Genomic DNA, 20,802 nt, shown 5'->3' with positions numbered 1-20,802 from the left:
GGTTGCGCGTGTCCTGCCGTCAGACCGCCACCAGCGGTGCGTCCTCACGCCATTTGAGGATCTTGTCGAAGCTCACCACCGACCCGGCACGGCCCGGCGTACTGCCGATGTGGACGTGGTCGGCGAGCTCCCGGATGAGCCACAGACCGCGGCCGTGCTCGGCGTCCGCGGACACCGGCCCCGCCACTCCTCCCGGCCTGCCGGGAGCGGCCGCCGGGAAACCGGGCCCCATGTCGGCGACCTCGATACGGCAGCGCTCACCGTCGAGGTAGGCCGTGACGCGGTACGCCTCCGAAGGGCTGCCGGGCGGGCTGCCGGGGGCGACGTCCCCGCCGTGTTCGACGGCGTTGGCACACGCCTCGCTCAGCGCGACGGAGAGGTCGAAGGAGATCTCCGGGTCGACGCCCGCCGTCTCCATGGTGCCGATCAGCAGGCGTCGGGCCAGGGGCACGCTCGCAGCCTCGCGCCGCAAATGGAGTGACCACCAGATGCTCATGCTCCAGCCTCCCGGCCGCGGCTCGACATACCGTTACGTATTGCCCCCCGTGCCCGTCCGTAAGCACTCTGTTCGCGTGAGAACGCCCATATGGCGGATGCGCCCCTCCCGCCGAACGGTGTATGTGGGGCGCCTCGCACCAGAGGGTGACCTTCCGACCCTCTTCCGGTCGTACGGCATCTTGTGGACCTGCCGCACGGAGCGGGGGACGCCAGTGCGATGATGACCCCGCCATGACTGCCCCCCACCCGCCTACGGCGCGCTCCGGGAACGATCTCCGGATCCTGCGGGCCGCGGTGTTCGCCGCGGTCTGCGTCGTGCTGGCCGCGGCAGGGCACACGCTCGCCTCCTACGCCACCGTTCCGCTGTGGTCACTGGGCGCGGGATTCCTCGGGGCGGTCCTGGTCGCCATGCCGCTGGCCGGACGCCGGCGTTCGCTGCCGGGCATCGCGGTACTGCTCACCGTCGGCCAGACCGCGCTCCACACGCTCTTCGGGCTCGGGCAGCACGGTGCCGCGACGGTCACGGCGTCCGGTGCGTCCGCCGGCTCCGGCGGACCGGGGCCCCTCTCCGACGCCTCACTGATCCAGCAGGCCGCACGGCTGGTGTGCGGGACCACCGCGGCGGCGATCAGCCCGGCCCAGGCGCAGCGCATCCTCACCGACGCACGGATCGCCCCGGTCGGCGGCGCCCACACCGGTGCGACGCACCACCCCGCCGACGCCCTCTCCACCACCACCGGACCGGCCTCGCTGCTGCCGTCCCTGCCGATGCTGCTCTGCCACGTCCTCGCGGCCCTCGCCGCCGGCTGGCTGCTGCGGTGCGGGGACCTGGCCCTGGCCCGGCTCGTCGAACTGTCGGCGCACTCCGCCCAGTCGGTGGCCGAAGGAGCGTTCGTCCGCGCCCTGCGCGCCGCGCTCTCGCTGGTCCGCGCCCTGCACGCGGGCCTCGCCGGCGCGCCCGGAACGGGCCCGCGGCTGCCCAGCGCCGCTCTTCCGGTGCCCTCGCGGCCCCGCACCACCGCACTGCAGCACACGGTGATCCGGCGCGGCCCGCCGAGCGACGCGTTCGCCCTCGCCGCCTGACACGACGCGACCACCACCCCGCTTCCGCCCATCGGCCGGAGTCCGGAGTCCGAGGGGCCGCCGTCGTGCGGCACGCGTGCGTGCGCTTCCCCTCCGGATCAGCGATCACTGATCACCGGATCCCCCTGATCACCGGATCCCCCTGATCACCGACTCTCACTCGTCACCGGCTCGGGCCGGTGACCCACTCGAAGCGGAGTGCTCTGTCCATGAAGGCTTCTCGTATCGCCGCCGCCGGCGCCGTCTCCGGCATCGCCGTCCTCGCCCTGTCCGCCCCCGCCTTCGCGCACGTCAGCGTGCAGCCGGAGGGCACGGCCGCCAAGGGCGGCTACGCGACCGTCGGCTTCAAGGTCCCCAACGAACGCGACAACGCCTCCACCACCAAGCTGGAGGTCAACTTCCCCACCGACCACCCGCTGGCGTCCGTGATGCCGCAGCCGGTCCCCGGCTGGAAGGCCGAGGTCACCAAGGCCAAGCCGGCCAAGCCACTGGAGTCCCACGGCAAGCAGATCACCGAGGTCGTCACCAAGGTGACCTGGACCGCCGACGGCAAGGGCATCGAGCCCGGCTACTTCCAGAAGTTCCCGGTCTCCCTCGGCGCGCTGCCCGAGGACGCCGACGAGCTGGTGTTCAAGGCGATCCAGACGTACTCCAACAAGGAGGTCGTGCGCTGGATCGAGGTGCCGCAGGAGGGCCAGGAGGAGCCCGACAACCCGGCGCCCGTGCTGGAGCTGGCCGCCGCCGAGGGCGACGCCCACGGATCGTCGGGCGCGAAGGCCGAGGGCGACACCGCGACGGCCGCCCAGAACACCGCAGCCGACACCTCCTCCGACTCCGGCTCCGGTGACGGCAGCGACACCACCGCCCGCGTCCTCGGCATCATCGGCATCGTCGTCGGCGCCGCGGGCGTCGCGTACGGCGTACTGGCCGGCCGCCGCCGCGACTCCGGGGCGTCGGCGTAACCACACCCGCCCGGGTGCGTCGCCGGCAGCGACGGCGACGCACCCGCTCAGTCGGTGCGCACCGGGCGTCCCGTCGTCCGACGGACCCCGGCGCGCACCGCAGCACCTCACATCTGGGACATTTTTCTATGCGCAAGAAGACGTTCGCCGCGGCCGCACTGCTCGCCGCCGCCTCCCTGACCCTGTCCGCCTGCGGCAGCGGCGCCGACAGCGACAAGCCCGTCGCCGTGGTCTCCGAGGACACCAGCCAGCAGGCCGCCACGGTCCTCGACAAGCCCTTCGAGAAGCCGGACCTGGTCCTCACCGACACCCAGGGCAAGCAGTACGACTTCCGCAAGCAGACCGACGGCAAGCCCACCCTGATCTACTTCGGTTACACCCACTGCCCCGACGTCTGCCCGCTGACCATGAACAACATCGCCGTGGCCAAGAAGCAGCTGTCCCAGGCCGAACAGGACAAGCTGCGCGTCGTGTTCGTCACCACCGACCCGGAACGGGACACCCCCGCCGCGCTCGGCAAGTGGCTCCAGGGCATCGACCCGCAGATCGTCGGCCTGACCGGCGACTTCGCCACCGTCCAGGCCGGCGCCCGCACCCTCGGCATCTCCATCGACCCGCCGACCAAGGACAAGGACGGCAAGATCGTCTCCATGCACGGCACCCAGGTCGTCGCCTTCTCCCCGAAGTCCGACGCGGGCTACGTGCTCTACGGCGAGGACGCCACCGTCGAGGACTACACCAAGGACCTCCCCAAGCTCATCAAGGGAGAGAACCCGTGAGAGGCCGCCCCGCTCTCGCCGCCGCAACGGTGATCGGCGCCCTGGTCCTCACGGGCTGCGGGGACTCCGGCTCCGATTCCTCGGCCGCCGAACTCTCCGTCGGCGCCGCCTACATACCGCAGCCGGTCTCCGACTCGATGGCGGCCGGATTCCTCACCATCACCAACGAGGGCGACACCAAGGACGAACTGACCTCCGTCACGAGCGACGCCGGTGACGTCACCGTGCACGAGACCGCCGACGGGACGATGAAGGAGGTCGACCGCCTCCCCGTGCCCGCCCACGGCCAACTCGTCCTGAAGAGCGGGGGCAACCACCTGATGTTCGAGAAGCTGAAGCAGCGGCTCGAGCAGGGACAGACGGTCTCCGTCGAACTGCACTTCGCACACTCCGACCCCGTCACCGTCGACATGCCGGTGAAGGCGGCCACCTACCGGCCCACCACCGAACACTCCGGACACTGAGGGAGGGACCACCTTGACGCAGACCATCGCCCCACGCGTCCGGACCCTGGTGCTGCTGCTCCTGGCCGCGGCCTGCGCGCTGCTCGCCGGCGCCGGGCCGGCCTCCGCGCACGCCGCGCTGACCGGCAGCGACCCCCAGCAGGGGGCGGTGGTCGACAAGGCCCCGGCCCAGGTGGCGCTCACCTTCTCCGAGTCGGTCTCCCTGGACGACGACTCCCTGCGCGTCCTCGACCCCAAGGGCAAGCGCGTCGACGACGGCAAGCCGTCCGGCACCGGTGGCACCACGTACGCCGTGAAACTGCACGCGGGGCTGCCCGACGGCACGTACACGGTGGCCTACCAGGTCGTGTCCGCCGACAGCCACCCCGTCGCCGGTGCCTACACCTTCTCCATCGGCGCCCCGTCCGACACCTCCGTCGCCCTCTCCGGCCAGGAGGCGGGCGGCGGGGTCGTCGGCTGGCTGTACGGCGCCGGCCGGTACGTCTCGTACGCCGGGTTCATCGTGCTGGTGGGCGGCGCCGCCTTCGTCCTCGCCTGCTGGCCGCGCGGCTCCGGGATTCGGCCGCTGCAACGGCTCGTCGTCTCCGGATGGCTCGCGCTGACCGCCTCCACCCTCCTGCTGCTCCTGCTGCGCGGCTCCTACACCGGCTCCGGGAAGGTCGGCGACGTATTCGACCTGAGTCTGCTCGGTGACGTACTGCAGACCAAGCCCGGCGCCTCGCTGGTCTCCCGGCTGCTGCTGCTCGCCGCGGCCGCGCTGTTCATCGCCGTGCTCTTCGGCGCCTACGACAAACGGGAGGACGAGGAGAAGCGGGACCTCACCTTCGGCCTCGCGGTCGGCGGGACCGTCGTGGCGGCGGGCCTCGCCGCGACCTGGGCGATGTCCGAGCACGCCTCCGTCGGCCTCCAGGCCGGCCTCGCCATGCCGGTCGACGTCGTCCACATGCTCGCCGTCGCGTCCTGGCTCGGCGGACTCGGCGCCCTGCTCGTCGCCCTGTACCGGGCGCCCGCGGACACACCGGTCCCCGCCACCGCCGTACGCCGGTTCTCCCGCGTCGCCTTCGGCAGCGTGGTCGCGCTCGTCGTGACCGGCGTCTACCAGTCCTGGCGCCAGCTCGGCTCCTGGACGGCGTTCACCGACACCCGGTACGGGCAACTGCTGCTCGCCAAGATCGGGCTCGTGGCGGTCCTGGTCGGCATCGCCTACCTCTCGCGACGCTGGACGGCACAGCTGGCGGACGCGGTGCCCGCCTTGACACGTCAGCGCGAGAAGGAGCGGGGCGCCACCAACACGGCAGCGACCGCGGGGGCGGCGAAGGCGGCAGGAGCGAAGAAGACCTCGGGTACGGCGGAGGCAGCGGGTACGGCGACGGCTTCCGGGTCGGCGAGGGCTTCCGGATCGGCGACGGCTTCCGGATCGGCGACGGCGGCGTCCGCCGGGACGTCCGGGACCTCCGCAGCGGCGAAGGGCGGCTCCGGGGACTCCCGGCGTGCCGCCCAGCTCGCCCGGCAGCGCGCGGCCGTGGACGCCGCCCGGCAAAAGCGGCAGCGGGACGCCGACCCCCACCGCTCCGGCCTGCGCCGCTCCGTGCTCACGGAGGCCGGCGTCGCCGTCGTCCTCCTCGCCGTCACCACCGTCCTCACCCAGACCGAGCCGGGCCGGACCGAGGAGGAGGCCAAGGCCACCACCCCGTCCTCCGCCGCCTCGGCCGCCCCCTCCTCCGGCACGGTGACCCTGGACATCCCGTTCGACACCGGCAGCCAGAACGGCAAGGGCCTCGTACGGGTCGAGCTCGACCCCGCGCGGGTCGGCGCCAACGACATGCACCTCTACGTCGAGCGCCCCGACGGGACCGCCGTCGACATTCCCGAAGTGAAGGTCGCCTTCACCCTCGAGGCCAAGGACATCGGGCCGCTGCCCGTCGTCCCCGACCACATCACCACCGGACACTGGTCCGCGAGCGGAGTGCAGATCCCGATGGCCGGCGACTGGGAGGTCGCCGTCACGGTACGGACCTCCGACATCGACCAGGTGACCGTCTCCAAGAACGCGCAGATCGGCTGAACCGCACCATGCCTGAACAGTCCACCCCGGAGGCCGGCACCTCCGAGGCACCCCACGGGACGTACGACGGGCCCGGACCGCTCGACGCGGAGAGCACCACCGCGCGCGACGGCATCTCGCGGCGGCGGCTGCTCGGCACCGCCGGTGCCACGGGGCTCGTACTCGGTGCGACCGGCGCCGCCGCGGGCTACGCCGCAGCCCCCTCCGCCACGGTCACGCCCCTCACCTCGCTGGGCAGCGGGCAGGCGATGTTTCACGGGAAACATCAGCCCGGCATCACCACACCCATGCAGGCCCGCGGCCACCTCGTCGCCTTCGACCTCACGGCGGGCGCCGGCCGCAAGGAGGCCGCCGCACTGCTGCGCCGCTGGTCCGACACCGCCCGGCGGCTGATGGCGGGCGAGCCGGCCGGGTCCCGTGACACGGACGTGGCCCGGGACGCCGGACCGTCGTCCCTGACCATCACCTTCGGCTTCGGTCACAGCTTCTTCGGCCGGACCGGCCTGGACAAGCAGCGCCCGGAGGCACTGGACCCGCTGCCCGACTTCTCGTCCGACCACCTCGACAAGAACCGCAGCAACGGCGACCTGTGGGTGCAGATCGGCGCCGACGACGCCCTGGTGGCCTTCCACGCCCTGCGCGCCATCCAGCAGGACGCCGGGTCCGCCGCCCGCATCCGCTGGCAGATGAACGGCTTCAACCGCTCACCGGGCGCCACCGCCCACCCCATGACGGCCCGCAACCTCATGGGCCAGGTCGACGGCACCCGCAACCCCAAGCCCGCCGACGCCGACTTCGACCAGCGGATCTTCGTACCCGCGTCGGTGACGAAGGACCCGGCATGGATGGCGAACGGCTCCTACGTCGTCGTACGCCGCATCCGCATGCTCCTCGACGACTGGGAGCAGCTCTCGGTCAAGGCCCAGGAGGACGTCATCGGGCGCCGCAAGTCCGACGGGGCCCCGCTGTCCGGCGGCACCGAGACGACCGAGATGGACCTCGAGAAGACGGACGCGGCCGGGAACCTCGTCGTCCCGATCAATGCCCACGCCCGCATCACCCGACCCGACCAGAACGGCGGCGCGGCCATGGTCCGCCGGCCCTTCTCGTACCACGACGGCTTCGACGCGAACGGCGTCCCGGACGCCGGCCTGCTCTTCATCTGCTGGCAGGCCGACCCGCTGCGCGGCTTCGTGCCGGTACAGCGCAAGCTGGACCGCGGCGACGCGCTGTCACAGTTCATCCGGCACGAGGCGAGCGGACTGTTCGCGGTACCGGGCGGGGCGGCGGAAGGGGAGTACGTGGGGCAGCGGCTGCTGGAGGCGTGAATCCGGCGGGACGTCACCCCGGCGAGGGGCCAGGCGCGAGAGGCACGAGCCGGGTCGCGCCGTGCCCATTAGGGTGAGCTCATGCCAGCCAGTTACGCGTATCTCGGCCCTGAAGGCACCTTCACCGAAGTCGCCCTGCGCACACTTCCGGAGACGGCGACCCGGGAACTCGTCCCCTACGTCTCTGTCCAGTCCGCGCTCGACGCCGTGCGCACCGGCGAGGCCGAGGCCGCGTTCGTGCCGATCGAGAACTCGGTCGAGGGCGGCATCACCACCACCCTCGACGAGCTGGTCGCCGGCCAGCCGCTGATGATCTACCGCGAGGTGCTGCTCTCCATCACCTTCGCGCTGCTGGTCCGCCCCGGCACCAAGCTGTCGGACATCAAGACGGTCACCGCCCACCCGGCAGCCCAGCCCCAGGTGCGCAACTGGCTCAAGGCCCACCTGCCGGACGTCGCCTGGGAGTCGGCCGCCTCCAACGCCGACGGCGCCCGCCTGGTGCAGGAGGGCCGGTACGACGCGGCCTTCGCCGGCGAGTTCGCGGCGGCGAAGTACGGACTGGAGGTCCTGGAGGCCGACATCCACGACGCGGAGAACGCCCAGACGCGCTTCGTGCTGGTGGGCCGTCCCGCCCGGCCCGCGGCACCGACCGGCGCCGACAAGACGTCCGTCGTGCTCTGGCAGCGCGACGACCATCCCGGCGCCCTGCGCGACCTGCTGGGCGAGTTCGCCACCCGGGGCGTCAACCTGATGCTGCTGCAGTCCCGGCCCACCGGTGCCGGCATCGGCAACTACTGCTTCTGCATCGACGCCGAGGGGCACATCTCCGACCGCAGGGTGGCCGATGCCCTGATGGGTCTGAAGCGGTCGTGCCTCCAGGTGCGGTACCTCGGTTCGTACCCGCGCGCGGAGGTCGAGGTCGCGGACGTGGACGCGCTGCGGCCTGGCACCTCGGACGCGGATTTCGTGGCGGCGGCGGACTGGGTGGCGCGCTGCCAGGACGGCCGGTTCTGAGGGACGGTTCTGAGGGACGGTTCTGAGGGACGGTTCTGCCGTGAAGCTACTGGTCGGTCATATTTACGGATCTTCGTTGTCCACAGAAGTTATCCACAGGTCCGCTTCTCGACCTGGGGACAAGTCGACAACGAAGCACCATTCAGTCGACAAATCCGCCTACAGCACCCTTCTTCGTCCACAGGCCCACAGGTCACCCTTCGTCCACCCGTCTCTCGTCCGCCATTCCCCAGAGTGACCCGAGTGGCACGTTTCCACTCGAAAGTGCGGTCCTGAAGGGTTTGGGCCCCGAATTCGCAAGAACCACCCCTGGGGCCCAGCCGGATTCCACAGATCTTTCGCACAGCCTGTGGATAACTTTTCCGGGCTGTGGATCGCGGTGGTCGGCAACACCCCAAGTCCCGTTCTCCACAAGGGAATCCGGTCAACCCGCCACACGGCCACTGCCCTGTTCCAGGGACCGCAGCGGACCTGGTTGACGAATACGCGGCCCGCGACGGGCAATAGCGGGTCGAGACCCGAGACCGCGCACCGGTAGCCTTGACCGCGTGATTGACCTTCGCCTGCTCCGTGAGGACCCCGACCGTGTGCGCGCGTCGCAGCGCGCCCGTGGAGAGGACGTCGCCCTCGTCGACTCCCTCCTGTCTGCCGACGAGCGGCGCAGGTCGTCCGGCGTCCGCTTCGACGAGTTGCGCGCCGAGCAGAAGGGCCTCGGCAAGCTCATCGGCAAGGCCTCCGGAGACGAGAAGGCCGAGCTGCTCAAGCGCGCCGAGCAGCTGAAGACCGACGTCAAGGCGGCCGACGCCGAACGCGACGCGGCCGACACCGAGACCCAGGAGCTGCTCCAGCGGCTCGGCAACCTCGTCCACCCCGACGTGCCCGTCGGCGGCGAGGAGGACTTCGTCACGCTGGAGACGCACGGCACGCACCGCGACTTCGCGGCCGAGGGCTTCGAGCCCCGGGACCACCTGGAGCTGGGCCAGCTGCTCGGCGCCATCGACGTCGAGCGCGGTGCCAAGGTCTCCGGTTCGCGCTTCTACTTCCTGACCGGTGTCGGCGCGCTCCTGGAGCTGGCCCTGGTCAACGCGGCGATCGCCCAGGCCACGGCGGCCGGCTTCACCCCGATGCTGACTCCGGCGCTGGTCCGTCCGCAGTCGATGGCCGGCACCGGCTTCCTCGGTCAGGCGGCCCAGGACGTCTACCACCTCGACAAGGACGACCTGTACCTGGTCGGCACGTCCGAGGTGCCGCTGGCGGCGTACCACATGGACGAGATCATCGACGCCGACCGCCTGCCGCTGCGCTACGCCGGCTTCTCGCCCTGCTTCCGCCGCGAGGCGGGCTCGCACGGCAAGGACACCCGCGGCATCTTCCGCGTACACCAGTTCGACAAGGTCGAGATGTTCTCCTACGTCCTCCCCGAGGACTCGCAGGCCGAGCACCAGCGCCTGCTGGAGTGGGAGAAGCAGTGGCTGACGTCGCTGGAGCTGCCGTTCCGGGTCATCGACGTCGCCTCGGCCGACCTGGGCTCCTCGGCCTCGCGCAAGTACGACTGCGAGGCGTGGATCCCGACCCAGGGCAAGTACCGCGAGCTGACCTCGACCTCGGACTGCACCGAGTTCCAGTCGCGTCGGCTGTCCATCCGCGTCCGCGAGGACAAGAAGGTGCGCCCGCTGGCCACGCTCAACGGCACACTGTGCGCGGTGCCGCGCACCATCGTGGCGATCCTGGAGAACCACCAGCAGGCCGACGGCTCGGTGCGCGTCCCCGAGGTGCTGCGCCCGTACCTGGGCGGCCGGGAGGTCCTGGAGCCGGTGGCCAAGTGAGCGACACCAGTTCCGCCACGGGGGCCGACACCGGTTCCGCCGCGGGGTCCGAGCCCGGCCGGTCGGGGAGCTTCCCGTACCGCCTGGTCGCGACCGATCTCGACGGCACGCTGCTGCGCGGCGACGACACGATCTCGCCGCGCACCCGTGAGGCGCTCGCCGCGGCCACCGCGGCGGGCGCGGCCCACATCGTGGTCACCGGCCGCGCGGTCCCGTGGACCCGGCACATCCTCGACGACCTGGGCTACGAAGGGCTGGCGGTCTGCGGTCAGGGCGCGCAGGTCTACCACGCCGGGGAGCACCGGCTGCTGACCTCGGTCACGCTCGACCGTCAGCTGGCCGGGGTGGCGCTGGCCAAGATCGAGGCGGAGACCGGTCCGCTGTACCTGGCGGCGAGCCGCGACGGTCTCGACGGCGACGTGCTGGTCGGCCCGGGCTACGAGGTCGGGGGCCACCTTCCGGCGGTGCCCTTCACCGACGCGTCGGACCTGTGGTCGGCGCCGCTGAACAAGATCTACATCCAGCATCCGACCCTGTCGGACGACGAGCTGGCCGAGGCCGCCCGGCGCACCGCCGGCGGCTTCGTCACGGTCACCATGGCCGGTGCCGGCATAGTCGAGCTGCTTCCCCTCGGCCTGTCCAAGGCCACCGGCCTGTCGCTGGCGGCGCGCCGGCTCGGTCTGAAGGCCTCCGACACGATCGCCTTCGGCGACATGCCCAACGACATCCCGATGTTCGGCTGGGCCGCCCGGGGCGTGGCGATGGCCAATGCCCACCAGGCGCTGAAGGCGGTGGCCGACGAGGTGACGTCCTCGAACGACGAGGACGGCATCGCGGTGGTGCTGGAGCGTTTGTCGGCCTGACCGCACGGTCCGGACGGCGCCGGCGTCCCCGTCGGTCGGCCCACGCGAGGCGTCTCGCGTGCTCGAAGCGGCCGACCGATCTCGCCGGCGCCGTCCGGCCTCGTGCAGGCACCACAGTGCCGGTACGGAAAGCCGGGCGCCACCGATTAAAAGCGGACGTACGCCGCCTTACCGTCGGCGCCATCTCCGGCGTCGGCCCTTGCTGAAGAACCATCCGGCGGGCGGCTCGTCGGAGCGCCAGGGCTGCGGCTCGGGTTTCTCGCGGCGCCAGCGGGCGGTCAGCATCCGAGCGCGTGCCGACGGCTCGGAAGTATCGGCGGCGCGCACGAAATCCTCGTCGAGGACGAGGCGGTCCCAGGTGTCGTCACCGGCCGCGTCCTCGGGGCCACCACCCCTGCCGTTCCCGCCGTTTCCGCCGTCGTCCTCCGGCTGCTCGTGGGCGTTCTGCTGAGGTGTCTGGCCCGCCATCCGGTTCCTCCCGGTTCTGTGCGCCTTGAGTCCGTCGTGTCCCCTCGTACGTCCGTCCCCCGTGGGTTCCGGCCCAGTGTGCCCGGGCCGGGGTGAAGGCCCCGTCAGGGCCGGGGGCCGGTCACTCCTCTCCGGCGAGCGTCAGCGACCGCAGCTTCTGGCCGGCGTACCAGGTCGCGAGCACGGTGACCGCGACCAGCAGTACCGTCGCGGTCGGCAGGCCGACGTCGGAGGTCACCAGGTTCCCGTCGGCGACCTTCTGGGCCACCGCCAGGGACCACTGCTGGACGCTCAGCGTGCGGGCGCCGGGCACCAGGGAGCCGAACAGGGCCTCCCAGACCAGGGCGTAGACGAGTCCGAAGACCACTGCGTGCCTGGACACGGTGCCCAGCAGAAGGAACAGTGCGGCGTAGGCGATGGAGGCGACCAGCGCGGCGATCGTGTAGGCGACGGCGACCTGCTGGCCGTTGCCGTTGAGGATCAGGCCGGCGAGCAGGGTGGGCACGGCGGAGAAGACCATCGTGACGGCTATGGCGACGATCAGCTTGGTGAAGATGATCGTGGGTCGCTTGATCGGCTTGGACAGCAGGTACACCACCGAGCCGTCGTCGATCTCGGGGCCGATGGCGCCGGTGCCGGCGATGACACCGATGATCGGGACCATGGTGGCCAGCGCGAACCCGCCCAGCACGTCCGCCGCCGTCTGGTCGTCGGCTCCGGAGAGCGCGCGCACCGCCACGGCGATCACGAGCAGCAGCAGCGGCAGCGCGCCCAGGATGAGGGCCCGGCGGCGGCCGAGCAGGGCTCGGTAGGTGAGCCTGGCGACTGTGGGGTCGTACATTCTTCGGCCTCCTACGCCGCGACGAGATACGAGAAGACGGACTCGAGGGACTCGTCGGACGGCGAGACCGTGAGCAGCCGGATGCCGTGGTCGCGGGCGACCTTCGGCAGCAGGGCCGTGAACCGGCCGAAGTCGACGGCCTGGATACGCAGGGCGCCTTCGGCGAGGTCGACCTCGATGCCGGACGTCGACGGGTCGGCGATCAGCGCCGCCGCGAGAGCCCGGTCGTCGCTGGAGCGCACCAGGTAGCGGTGCGGTCGGTCGGTCATCAGGCGGCGGATCTTGCGGAAGTCGCCACTGGCGGCGTGCCGTCCGGCGACGATGACCTCGATGTGCCAGGCGAGCTGTTCGACCTCTTCGAGGATGTGCGAGGAGAACAGCACCGTGCGGCCCTCGTCGCCCATGCGGCGCAGCAGGTCCATCAGCTGCATGCGCTGGCGCGGGTCCATCCCGTTGAACGGCTCGTCGAGCAGGAGCAGCGAGGGCTGGTGGACGAGGGCGCTCGCCATCTTCACGCGCTGCCGCATGCCCTTGGAGTAGGTGGCGATCTTCCGGTCCTGGGCGTATTCCATCTCCACGGTGGCGAGGGCCTCGTGGGCCGCCTTGGCGCCGAGGCCGTGCAGTTCGGCGTTGGCGAGGACGAATTCGCGGCCGGTGAGGAAGTCGTACATCGCCTCGCGTTCGGGGACGATGCCGATGTGCTTGTAGATGGCTTCGTTGCGCCAGACCGGCTGGCCGTCGAGGGTGACCGATCCGGTCGAGGGGGCGAGGAAGCCGCCCATCATGTTGATGAGGGTGGACTTGCCGGCGCCGTTGGGTCCGAGGAGGCCGGTGACGCCGGGGCCGATCGTCATGGTGATGTCGTTGACGGCGACCACGTTGCCGAACCAGCGGGAGACGTGGTCGATGTTCAGCGTGGTCACAGTCCCACCTTCGTGTAGCGGCGCACCAGCAGGCCGTAGGCGCCGGCGATCAGGCCCAGGGTGACGAGGACGTAGACCGCGCCCTCCGCGTTGCTCGGGCCGATTCCGCCGGGGAAGGCCGAGGTGGCGCCCAGGAAGGCGGCCTGCACACCGTCGATGAGGGTGATCGGCGAGAACAGGCCGATCCAGGCGACGGCTCCGGAGCTGCCCTGGACGTCCGCGATGGCCTGGAGGGTGGAGACCGCGCCGTAGGTGATGGTCAGTACGGCGATGACGGCCGCGATGCCGAAGCCGCGGCGCGGGGTGACCGAGGCGACGACGAGGCCGAGGCCGGCGAAGAGCAGCGAGAGCAGTGCCACGGAGACGAGTCCCTGTGCGAACCCCTTGGTCTGGTCCGCGAAGTCGAGTTTGGCGAGCAGCGCGCCCACGTACAGCACCAGCAGGGGAGCCGCGGTGAGGATGAACAGGGCCGAGGCCAGCGCCGCGTACTTGGCGCGGACGTAGTCGGAGGTCTCGATCGGCCGGGAGAAGTAGAGCGGCACGGTCTTGAAGCGCAGGTCGCGCGAGACGGACTGGGGGGCCTGTGAGGCGACGTAGAGGCTGATGACGGCCTGCATGACGATGGCGTAGCGCGTGTAGTCCAGGGGCAGGTCGTTGGCCTTGGTGGCGACGGCGACGGCGACCATGATGGCCGCGGGCAGGCACATCACCACGAAGAGCAGCATCGGCAGGACCTTGGACTTGACCGAGCGGCCGAGGCCGTAGGCGCCGCGCAGGGACTGCGAGTACAGCGAGCGGCGGGCGTAGGCGCGGCCGAGGCGGGGGCCGTCATAGCTGCGGTAGCCGATGTTGTGGATGCGGGTCTGGTCACCCGACGCGCCGATGACGGGCTGTTCAGTTGCCATGGCCGACCGCCTCCTTCCGTTCTGCGTCGCTGTCCTTGAAGACCTCCGAGATGTGGTGCCGACGCTGTTCCATGCGCACCAGGCCGAGGCCGAGGCCGGCGATGACGTCCCTGATCAGGTCGTAGGTCTCCTCGCCCGCCGCGGTGAGCAGCAGGACGTGGCCTGCGCCGGGCAGGCCGCTGCCGTCCTGGACGGTCACTCCGCGCGCGTGGAGCGCGTCGCGCACCGCGCGGGTGCCATCGGGGTGCTCGTCGGTGTCGGTGACCTCGATCGCGAGGGTCGTGGTGGTCTGGGTGAAGTCGGTGGTGGAGCTGGCACGCAGCAGTTTGCCGCCGTCGACGACGACGACGTGGTCGCAGGTGCGTTCCAGTTCGCCCAGCAGGTGCGAGGTGACCAGGACGGAGATCCCGAAGTCGGTGTGGATGCGGCGGATGAGGCCGAGCATCTCGTCGCGACCGACCGGGTCGAGGCCGTTGGTCGGCTCGTCGAGGAAGACCAGCTGGGGGTCGTGGACGAGGGCCTGCGCGAGCTTGACGCGTTGCTTCATGCCCGTCGAGTAGCCGCCTATGGGCCGGTAGCGCTCCTCGTACAGGCCGACGTGGCGCAGGGTGTCGGCCGTGCGTTCGCGGGCGGCGGTGGGCGGCAGGCCGGACATGCGTGCCATGTGGACGACGAACTCGGTGGCCGAGACGTCGGGCGGCAGGCAGTCGTGTTCCGGCATGTAGCCGACCCGCTCGCGGATGTCGGCGCCCTTGGTGGCGACATCCAGTCCGAGCACTTCGGCCCGGCCCTCGGTGGCGGGGGACAGACCCAGCAGGATCTTGATCAGGGTGGACTTGCCGGCGCCGTTGGCACCGACGAGTCCGGTCACACCGGGTCCGATGTCCACGGAGAGCCGGTCGAGCGCGGTCACCCGGGGGAACCGCTTGCTCAGGCTTTCGGTCGCGATCACAGTCACATCCACGACAGTAGTGACCGGCGCCACTGCGGTCGTCAGACCGGAGAGCCGTCTTCGCGTCAGACTCGAGTAGTACGGGCCCGTAAGGGATGCAGTGCCTGAGAGCTACGGAGCGGAGTTCCGGCCTCGCGACCGCCCTATTGACGTCGGGTCTAACAACTGGGAGATTCGGCGGCACGATCCTCGTCGTCACCGATCACGGGGCCCGGGGAGAGCGTGGGGACTGCGGCGCGGGCGGAGGACGGATGACGGTGCTGGACGGTGCGCGGGAGCGCTGGGTGCGCACGGGCGGGGTCGAACTGTGCGTGGCCGAACTGGGCGACCCGGGGCGTCCCACGGTCGTCCTGGTGCACGGCTACCCGGACAGCAAGGAGGTCTGGTCCGAGGTCGCCGTCCGCCTCGCCGACCGCTTCCACGTGGTCCTCTACGACGTCCGGGGCCACGGCCGTTCCACGGCGCCGAGCCCGCTGCGCGGCGGGTTCACGCTGGAGAAACTGACGGACGACTTCCTGGCCGTGGTGGACGCGGTCAGCCCCGGCCGGCCCGTGCACCTGGTGGGCCACGACTGGGGCTCGGTGCAGTCCTGGGAGTTCGTCACGGTCAAGCGCACCGAGGGCCGCATCGCCTCCTTCACCTCGATGTCCGGGCCGTCCCTCGACCACTTCGGACACTGGATCAACAGGCGCCTCAAGCGCCCCACCCCGCGCCGGGTCGGCCAGCTCCTCGGCCAGGGCGCCAAGTCCTGGTACGTGTACCTGCTGCACACGCCCGTCCTGCCCGAGCTGGCCTGGCGCGGCCCCCTCGGCAAGCGCTGGCCGGGCATCCTCCGGCGCGTGGAGAAGGTGCCCGGCGGCGACTACCCGACCCCGTCCCTGCCGTCGGACGCGGCACACGGGGCGTGGCTGTACCGGGACAACGTCCGGCCCCGGCTGCGCAGCCCGCGCGACGACGCCTACGCACACGCGCCCGTGCAGCTCATCACGCCTCTCGGCGACGCGTTCCTGTCGGAGCGGCTCTACGACGAACTGGAGCTGTGGGCACCGCGGCTGATCCGTCGCACGCTGCCCGCCAAGCACTGGGTGCCGCGCACCCGGCCGGACCGGCTGGCGGACTGGATCACCGAGTTCGTCACCGCCGTCGACGGCGGGCGGTCCGCGGAGACGGCGAGCGGCAGGCACGCCGACCGTTTCAGCGGGCAGTTGGTGCTGGTCACCGGGGCGGGCAGTGGCATCGGGCGGGCGACGGCGCTCGCGTTCGCCGAGGCCGGCGCCCGCGTGGTGGCCGTCGACCGCGACGCCGAGTCCGCCGCGCGCACCGCGGAGCTGTCCCGGTCGACCGGTGCGACGCAGGCATGGGCGGAGACCGTCGACGTCTCCGCCGAGCAGGCCATGGAGAATCTGGCGGCCAGGGTCGCCGCCGAGTACGGCGTGGTGGACGTTCTCGTGAACAACGCCGGGATCGGCCTGTCGGGCTCCTTCTTCGACACCACGCCGGAGGACTGGAAGAAGGTCCTCGACGTCAATCTGTGGGGCGTGATCCACGGATGCCGCCTGTTCGGCCGGCAGATGACCGATCGCGGACAGGGCGGCCACATCGTCAACATCGCGTCGGCGGCGGCCTTCCAGCCCTCTCGGGCGCTGCCCGCCTACAGCACCTCCAAGGCGGCCGTGCTGATGCTGAGCGAGTGCCTGCGCGCCGAGTTGGCCGGGCAGGGGATCGGGGTCACGGCGATCTGCCCCGGCCTCGTCAACACCAACATCACCTCGACGGCGCACTTCGCCGGGGTCGACGCCGCGGAGGAGAAGCGGCGGCAGCAGCGTTCCGCCCGACTGTACGGGTGGCGCAACTATCCACCGGAGAAGGTCGCCGACGCGGTCCTGGAGGCGGTCGTGCACGACCGGGCCGTGGTGCCGGTGACCCCGGAGGCACGCGGTGCGCATCTCCTGTCGCGCTTCATGCCCCGGGCGTGGAGGCGGCTGGCCCGGGTGACCCCACCGCTGTAGTTTCCACAGGATCGGCCAATCTGCCTGTGGATAACCAGGCTTGACTGTGGATCAAACATCGTCGGCAAAATCGATCGCGTGATGCAGGTCTCTCTCGGCACGCTGGTGTCATGCATCAGGAACACCGGCGAGAACACGCGCAAGCGCGAGGAGACATGGACGACAGACGCACTGTGAAGATCTCCAAGTACCTGTCGAAGCACCTGCGCCACCAGCCGGAGCGCATCGGACTCACGCTCGACGAGGCCGGCTGGGTCGAGATCGACGCCCTGATCGCCGCGGCGGCCGCGCACGGCTTCCGTTTCACCCGGGAAGAGCTCGACCATGTGGTCGCCACCAACGACAAGCGGCGCTTCGCGATCGAGGGCACCCGTATCCGTGCCAGCCAGGGCCACAGCATCGACGTGGACCTGGGGCTGCCCGCGGCGACCCCGCCACCGCACCTCTACCACGGCACCGTGGCCCGGAACCTGGACGCGATCCGCGCGGAAGGGCTGAGGCCGATGAGCCGGCACGACGTGCACCTCTCACCGGACCGCGAGACGGCGACCCGGGTCGGTGCCCGCCGCGGCCGTCCGGTCGTGCTGTCGGTGGACGCCGCCGCGATGCACCGAGACGGTCATGTCTTCCGCGTCAGCGCGAACGGGGTCTGGCTGACGGAGACCGTCCCTGCGCAGTACCTGCGTTTTCCCACTCAACACTGACCCCCCGAGCAGCGACGTACGGTTCCAGTCGGCAGACGTTTCACGTGAAACAGGAACGACCGCATAGGCTCGGCGGCATGAGTCTGCGCCTGAGCACCGTGATCCTCCCGTACCGCCGCTGGCACGAAGGTGGGCGCTCGACCTGGACGCGCGCCGAGCAACTGGGACTCCACACCGCGTACACCTACGACCACCTGTCCTGGCGGAGCTTCCGGGACGGACCGTGGTTCGGTGCCGTGCCGACACTGACCGCTGCCGCGGCCGTCACGGAGCGGCTGCGCCTCGGCACGCTGGTGACGTCGCCCAACTTCCGGCACCCGGTGACGCTCGCCAAGGAGCTGATCTCCCTCGACGACATCTCCGGCGGCCGGTTCACGCTCGGCATAGGAGCAGGCGGTACCGGATTCGACGCCACAGCGCTCGGACAGGAGCCGTGGACGCCGCGTGAGCGGGCCGACCGTTTCGCCGAGTTCCTCCCGCTGCTCGACCGGCTGCTCACCGAGGATGCCGTGTCCTACGAGGGCGACTTCTACTCGGCGCACGAGGCGCGCAACATTCCGGGCTGTGCGCAGCGGCCGCGACTGCCGTTCGCGGTGGCCGCCACCGGCCCCCGCGGTCTGCGGCTCGCCGCGCAGTACGGGCAGGCATGGGTGACCACCGGCGACCCGAAGCTGTACGAGAGCGGCACCCCCGAGCAGTCGGACCGGGCACTGCGGGGGCAGGCCGACAAGCTGGCCGACGCCTGCGCCGCCCTCGGCCGCGACGTGAGCGAGCTCGACAAGGTTCTGCTCACCGGCTTCACACCCGACCGCAGTCGGCCCCTGGAGTCCGTGGACGCGTTCGTGGACTTCGCGGGCCGGCACCGCGACCTGGGCTTCACCGAGCTCGTCGTCCACTGGCCGATCCCCGACTCGGACTTCACGGCGGACGAGAAGATCTTCGAGCGGATCGCCACGGAGGCGTTGTCGCAGCTGAAGTAAAGCGCGGGCTGACGTGAAATGCGACTGATGTGCACCATGGGCTGAAGTGAACGACGGCTGAGGTGGCCGCAGGTCCGCTGACGCCCACGACAGGAACGGGACGGCGCCGATGAGAGCCGTAGCTCACAGATGTGCGGAGTCTCGCACGGGCGTGCGGGCATATGCGTGACAATGACCGGGTGACCTCAGCGACCCGACAGCCCGAGACCCCGGCCGCCGCCACTCGCCCGCGGCTCATTGCCACCGACCTCGACGGCACACTGCTGCGCGACGACAAATCGGTCTCCCCGCGCACGGTCGCCGCCCTGGCCGCCGCCGAGAAGGAAGGCATCGAGGTCTTCTTCGTCACCGGCCGTCCCGCCCGCTGGATGGACGTCGTCAGTGCCCACGTCCACGGTCACGGCCTCGCCATCTGCGGCAACGGTGCAGCGGTGGTCGACCTGCACGGCGGCCCCGGCGCCCACCGGTTCGTGAAGGTCCGCGAACTTCCCCGGGACAACGCGCTGGACGCCGTACGACTGCTGCGCGAGGCCGCGCCCGGCACGGTGTACGCGGTCGAGCAGACGTACGGCTTCCACCAGGAGCCGGCGTACCCGAAGCTGCACATGGAGGTCCCCGACGACCTCGCGCCCGCGGAGGAGATCCTCGCGCCCGACGGTCGCACTGCCGCCGAGCCGGTCCTCAAGATCCTTGCCTTCCATCCCGAGATGGACCCCGACGGGTTCCTCGCGCTGGCCCGTCTCGCCATCGGGGACCGCGCCAACGTCACCCGGTCCAGTCCCAGCGCCCTGCTGGAGATCAGCGGGCCGGAGGTCTCCAAGGCCAGCACGCTCGCCCTGTGCTGCGCCGAGCGCGGCATCTCGCACGAGGAGGTCGTCGCCTTCGGTGACATGCCGAACGACGTCGAGATGCTCACCTGGGCGGGGCAGTCGTACGCGATGGGCAACGCGCATCCGGACGTGGTCGCCGCGGCATCGGGGCGGACGGTCGCCAACAACGACGACGGGGTGGCGGTCGTGATCGAGCGGATGCTGGCGGACCTGCCGTAGCGGGCGGCCTCGCGGCACCAGCCCGCCCGGTCACAGCGGCACCCCGCGCTGCGACAGCCACGGCGCCGGGTCCAGCGCCGAGCCCGTCTCCGGTGTGACCCGTACCTCGAAGTGCAGGTGCGGGCCGCTGGAGTTGCCGGTGCTGCCCGACTGTCCGATCCACTGCCCAGGGCCGACCCGGTCCCCCTGGTCGACGGAGACGGCGGCGAGATGGGCGTACTGCGTGTAGTAGCCGCCCGCGTGCCGCACCACGACCTGGATGCCGAAGGCGCCGCCGCACGACACCTTCACCACCCGGCCTTCGCCGACCGAGCGCACGGGTGTCCCGACCGGCACCGCGAAGTCCTGCCCGGTGTGCCGGCTCGACCAGCGCGCCCCGGCACTGCCGAAGGACGCCGACAGCTCGTACGACTTCACCGGTGCTACCCAGGACTGGTCGAAGCGCACGTCCGGCTGGTCGAGGCGGACCGCGCCCGGACACGAACCGGCTGCCACCGACGCGTCCGCCTGTCCTTCCAGCCGCAACCGCGCGGCGCGCAGCCGGCCCTCGATCCGCTCCTTCAGCTCCGCCAGACCGGCGTTGCGTTCTTCCAGCGCGTGCCAGGCCGCTTGCGCCTTGGCCTCGTCGGCGGCGAGCCGTGCCTCGGCCCGCCGGCTCTTGGCGATGGCCTTGTTGACGGCCAGTTCCGCGCGTTCCACGGCGCGCTGACCGCGCAGCATCTCGTCGGGGTCGTCCGCGAGGTACATCCGCACCGTGAACGGGAGCGCGCCGCCACTGCGGTACTGAGCACGGGCGATGCGCCCCAGGTCCTCGTGCATGGCGTCGATCTTCTGCCGCTGCCGGTCGAGCAGTTTCTCGTACTCCAGGGCCTTCGACCGTTGCGCCGCGGCCTCGCGCCGCCCGTCCTCGTACCGCTGGGTGGCCCTGGCCGCATCCTCGTACAGCCGGGCCACCTCCGCGCCGAGACCCGAGCCTCCCTCGTCCGGGTCGGCGTCGGTGGGGCGGGCCGCGAGCACGGCCAGTGCGCACAGCAGCACCGGAACGAGCAGCGGGTGTCGGCGATGTGAGCGCATGTCAGGGATCGTGGC

The 20,802-nt window shown here is 71.2% G+C and carries 20 protein-coding genes; 13 read left to right on the top strand and 7 right to left on the bottom strand.

Annotated elements, in window-relative coordinates; translation table 11 throughout:
* Positions 1-19: 19 nt before the first annotated feature.
* Entirely contained in the window at positions 20-496 is a 477-nt protein-coding gene (locus ACIGO6_RS15105; protein ID WP_399875650.1) for an ATP-binding protein, read from the bottom strand.
* Between the two features lie 233 nt (positions 497-729).
* Between ACIGO6_RS15105 and ACIGO6_RS15100 the strand changes: the two genes are divergently transcribed.
* From ACIGO6_RS15100 to ACIGO6_RS15060, 9 genes are all read left to right on the top strand, one after another.
* Positions 730-1,581 (top strand): hypothetical protein, encoded by an 852-nt coding sequence (locus tag ACIGO6_RS15100; RefSeq protein WP_399875649.1) that lies wholly within the window; start codon positions 730-732, stop codon positions 1,579-1,581.
* A 209-nt stretch (positions 1,582-1,790) separates the two neighbouring features.
* The gene (locus ACIGO6_RS15095) at positions 1,791-2,543 is read left to right on the top strand and encodes a YcnI family protein (RefSeq protein ID WP_399875648.1); all 753 of its coding nucleotides are present in this window, start codon (positions 1,791-1,793) and stop codon (positions 2,541-2,543) included.
* A gap of 128 nt (positions 2,544-2,671) precedes the next feature.
* Positions 2,672-3,322 (top strand): SCO family protein, encoded by a 651-nt coding sequence (locus ACIGO6_RS15090; protein ID WP_399875646.1) that lies wholly within the window; start codon positions 2,672-2,674, stop codon positions 3,320-3,322.
* On the top strand, positions 3,319-3,786 hold the full coding sequence (locus ACIGO6_RS15085) for a copper chaperone PCu(A)C (RefSeq protein WP_399875645.1): 468 nt from the start codon (positions 3,319-3,321) through the stop codon (positions 3,784-3,786). The genes ACIGO6_RS15090 and ACIGO6_RS15085 overlap by 4 nt, the downstream gene beginning before the upstream one ends.
* A 13-nt stretch (positions 3,787-3,799) precedes the next feature.
* Positions 3,800-5,851, top strand: a complete 2,052-nt coding sequence (locus ACIGO6_RS15080) for a copper resistance CopC/CopD family protein (RefSeq protein ID WP_399875644.1) — start codon at positions 3,800-3,802, stop codon at positions 5,849-5,851.
* 8 nt (positions 5,852-5,859) lie between these two features.
* Entirely contained in the window at positions 5,860-7,179 is a 1,320-nt protein-coding gene (gene efeB, locus ACIGO6_RS15075) for an iron uptake transporter deferrochelatase/peroxidase subunit (protein ID WP_399875642.1), read from the top strand.
* Between the two features lie 81 nt (positions 7,180-7,260).
* Positions 7,261-8,193 carry a prephenate dehydratase gene (gene pheA, locus ACIGO6_RS15070; RefSeq protein ID WP_399875641.1) on the top strand — a complete coding sequence of 311 codons (933 nt, stop codon included), beginning with the start codon at positions 7,261-7,263 and terminating at the stop codon, positions 8,191-8,193.
* Positions 8,194-8,741: 548 nt separating this feature from the next.
* A complete protein-coding gene (serS, locus tag ACIGO6_RS15065) occupies positions 8,742-10,019 on the top strand; it encodes a serine--tRNA ligase (RefSeq protein WP_399875640.1) in 1,278 nt (425 codons plus the stop codon).
* 83 nt (positions 10,020-10,102) lie between these two features.
* Positions 10,103-10,882: an HAD family hydrolase gene (locus ACIGO6_RS15060; RefSeq protein WP_399875866.1), complete on the top strand. Its 780-nt coding sequence runs from the start codon at positions 10,103-10,105 to the stop codon at positions 10,880-10,882.
* Between the two features lie 168 nt (positions 10,883-11,050).
* Here ACIGO6_RS15060 and ACIGO6_RS15055 read toward each other — a convergent pair whose 3' ends face one another.
* The 5 genes from ACIGO6_RS15055 to ACIGO6_RS15035 all read right to left on the bottom strand — a co-directional run bounded on the left by ACIGO6_RS15055 (position 11,051) and on the right by ACIGO6_RS15035 (position 14,971).
* Entirely contained in the window at positions 11,051-11,350 is a 300-nt protein-coding gene (locus ACIGO6_RS15055) for a hypothetical protein (protein ID WP_399875638.1), read from the bottom strand.
* A 121-nt stretch (positions 11,351-11,471) separates the two neighbouring features.
* Positions 11,472-12,191, bottom strand: a complete 720-nt coding sequence (locus ACIGO6_RS15050; RefSeq protein WP_399875636.1) for an ABC transporter permease subunit — start codon at positions 12,189-12,191, stop codon at positions 11,472-11,474.
* 11 nt (positions 12,192-12,202) lie between these two features.
* Positions 12,203-13,114 carry an ABC transporter ATP-binding protein gene (locus ACIGO6_RS15045; protein ID WP_311571309.1) on the bottom strand — a complete coding sequence of 304 codons (912 nt, stop codon included), beginning with the start codon at positions 13,112-13,114 and terminating at the stop codon, positions 12,203-12,205.
* The gene (locus tag ACIGO6_RS15040) at positions 13,111-14,019 is read right to left on the bottom strand and encodes an ABC transporter permease (protein WP_399875634.1); all 909 of its coding nucleotides are present in this window, start codon (positions 14,017-14,019) and stop codon (positions 13,111-13,113) included. Before ACIGO6_RS15040 ends, ACIGO6_RS15045 begins: the two co-directional genes overlap by 4 nt.
* The gene (locus ACIGO6_RS15035) at positions 14,009-14,971 is read right to left on the bottom strand and encodes an ABC transporter ATP-binding protein (protein ID WP_399875632.1); all 963 of its coding nucleotides are present in this window, start codon (positions 14,969-14,971) and stop codon (positions 14,009-14,011) included. The genes ACIGO6_RS15040 and ACIGO6_RS15035 overlap by 11 nt, the downstream gene beginning before the upstream one ends.
* Positions 14,972-15,222: 251 nt before the next feature.
* Between ACIGO6_RS15035 and ACIGO6_RS15030 the strand changes: the two genes are divergently transcribed.
* From ACIGO6_RS15030 to ACIGO6_RS15015, 4 genes are all read left to right on the top strand, one after another.
* Positions 15,223-16,980 (top strand): SDR family oxidoreductase, encoded by a 1,758-nt coding sequence (locus ACIGO6_RS15030; protein ID WP_399875630.1) that lies wholly within the window; start codon positions 15,223-15,225, stop codon positions 16,978-16,980.
* 155 nt (positions 16,981-17,135) lie between these two features.
* Entirely contained in the window at positions 17,136-17,684 is a 549-nt protein-coding gene (locus tag ACIGO6_RS15025) for an RNA 2'-phosphotransferase (protein WP_399875628.1), read from the top strand.
* A gap of 77 nt (positions 17,685-17,761) precedes the next feature.
* On the top strand, positions 17,762-18,664 hold the full coding sequence (locus ACIGO6_RS15020; RefSeq protein WP_399875626.1) for an LLM class flavin-dependent oxidoreductase: 903 nt from the start codon (positions 17,762-17,764) through the stop codon (positions 18,662-18,664).
* A 161-nt stretch (positions 18,665-18,825) separates the two neighbouring features.
* A complete protein-coding gene (locus ACIGO6_RS15015) occupies positions 18,826-19,713 on the top strand; it encodes a Cof-type HAD-IIB family hydrolase (RefSeq protein WP_399875624.1) in 888 nt (295 codons plus the stop codon).
* Positions 19,714-19,743: 30 nt separating this feature from the next.
* Here the strand turns inward: ACIGO6_RS15015 and ACIGO6_RS15010 are convergent, their stop codons facing one another.
* A complete protein-coding gene (locus ACIGO6_RS15010; protein ID WP_399875622.1) occupies positions 19,744-20,787 on the bottom strand; it encodes a M23 family metallopeptidase in 1,044 nt (347 codons plus the stop codon).
* Between the last annotated feature and the right edge of the window lie 15 nt (positions 20,788-20,802).

It is taken from the genome of Streptomyces sp. NPDC053750 (genome assembly GCF_044544295.1).
Classification (GTDB): domain Bacteria; phylum Actinomycetota; class Actinomycetes; order Streptomycetales; family Streptomycetaceae; genus Streptomyces.
Note: the sequence above shows the minus strand (reverse complement) of the source record. Positions and strands in the feature narration are given on the sequence as shown.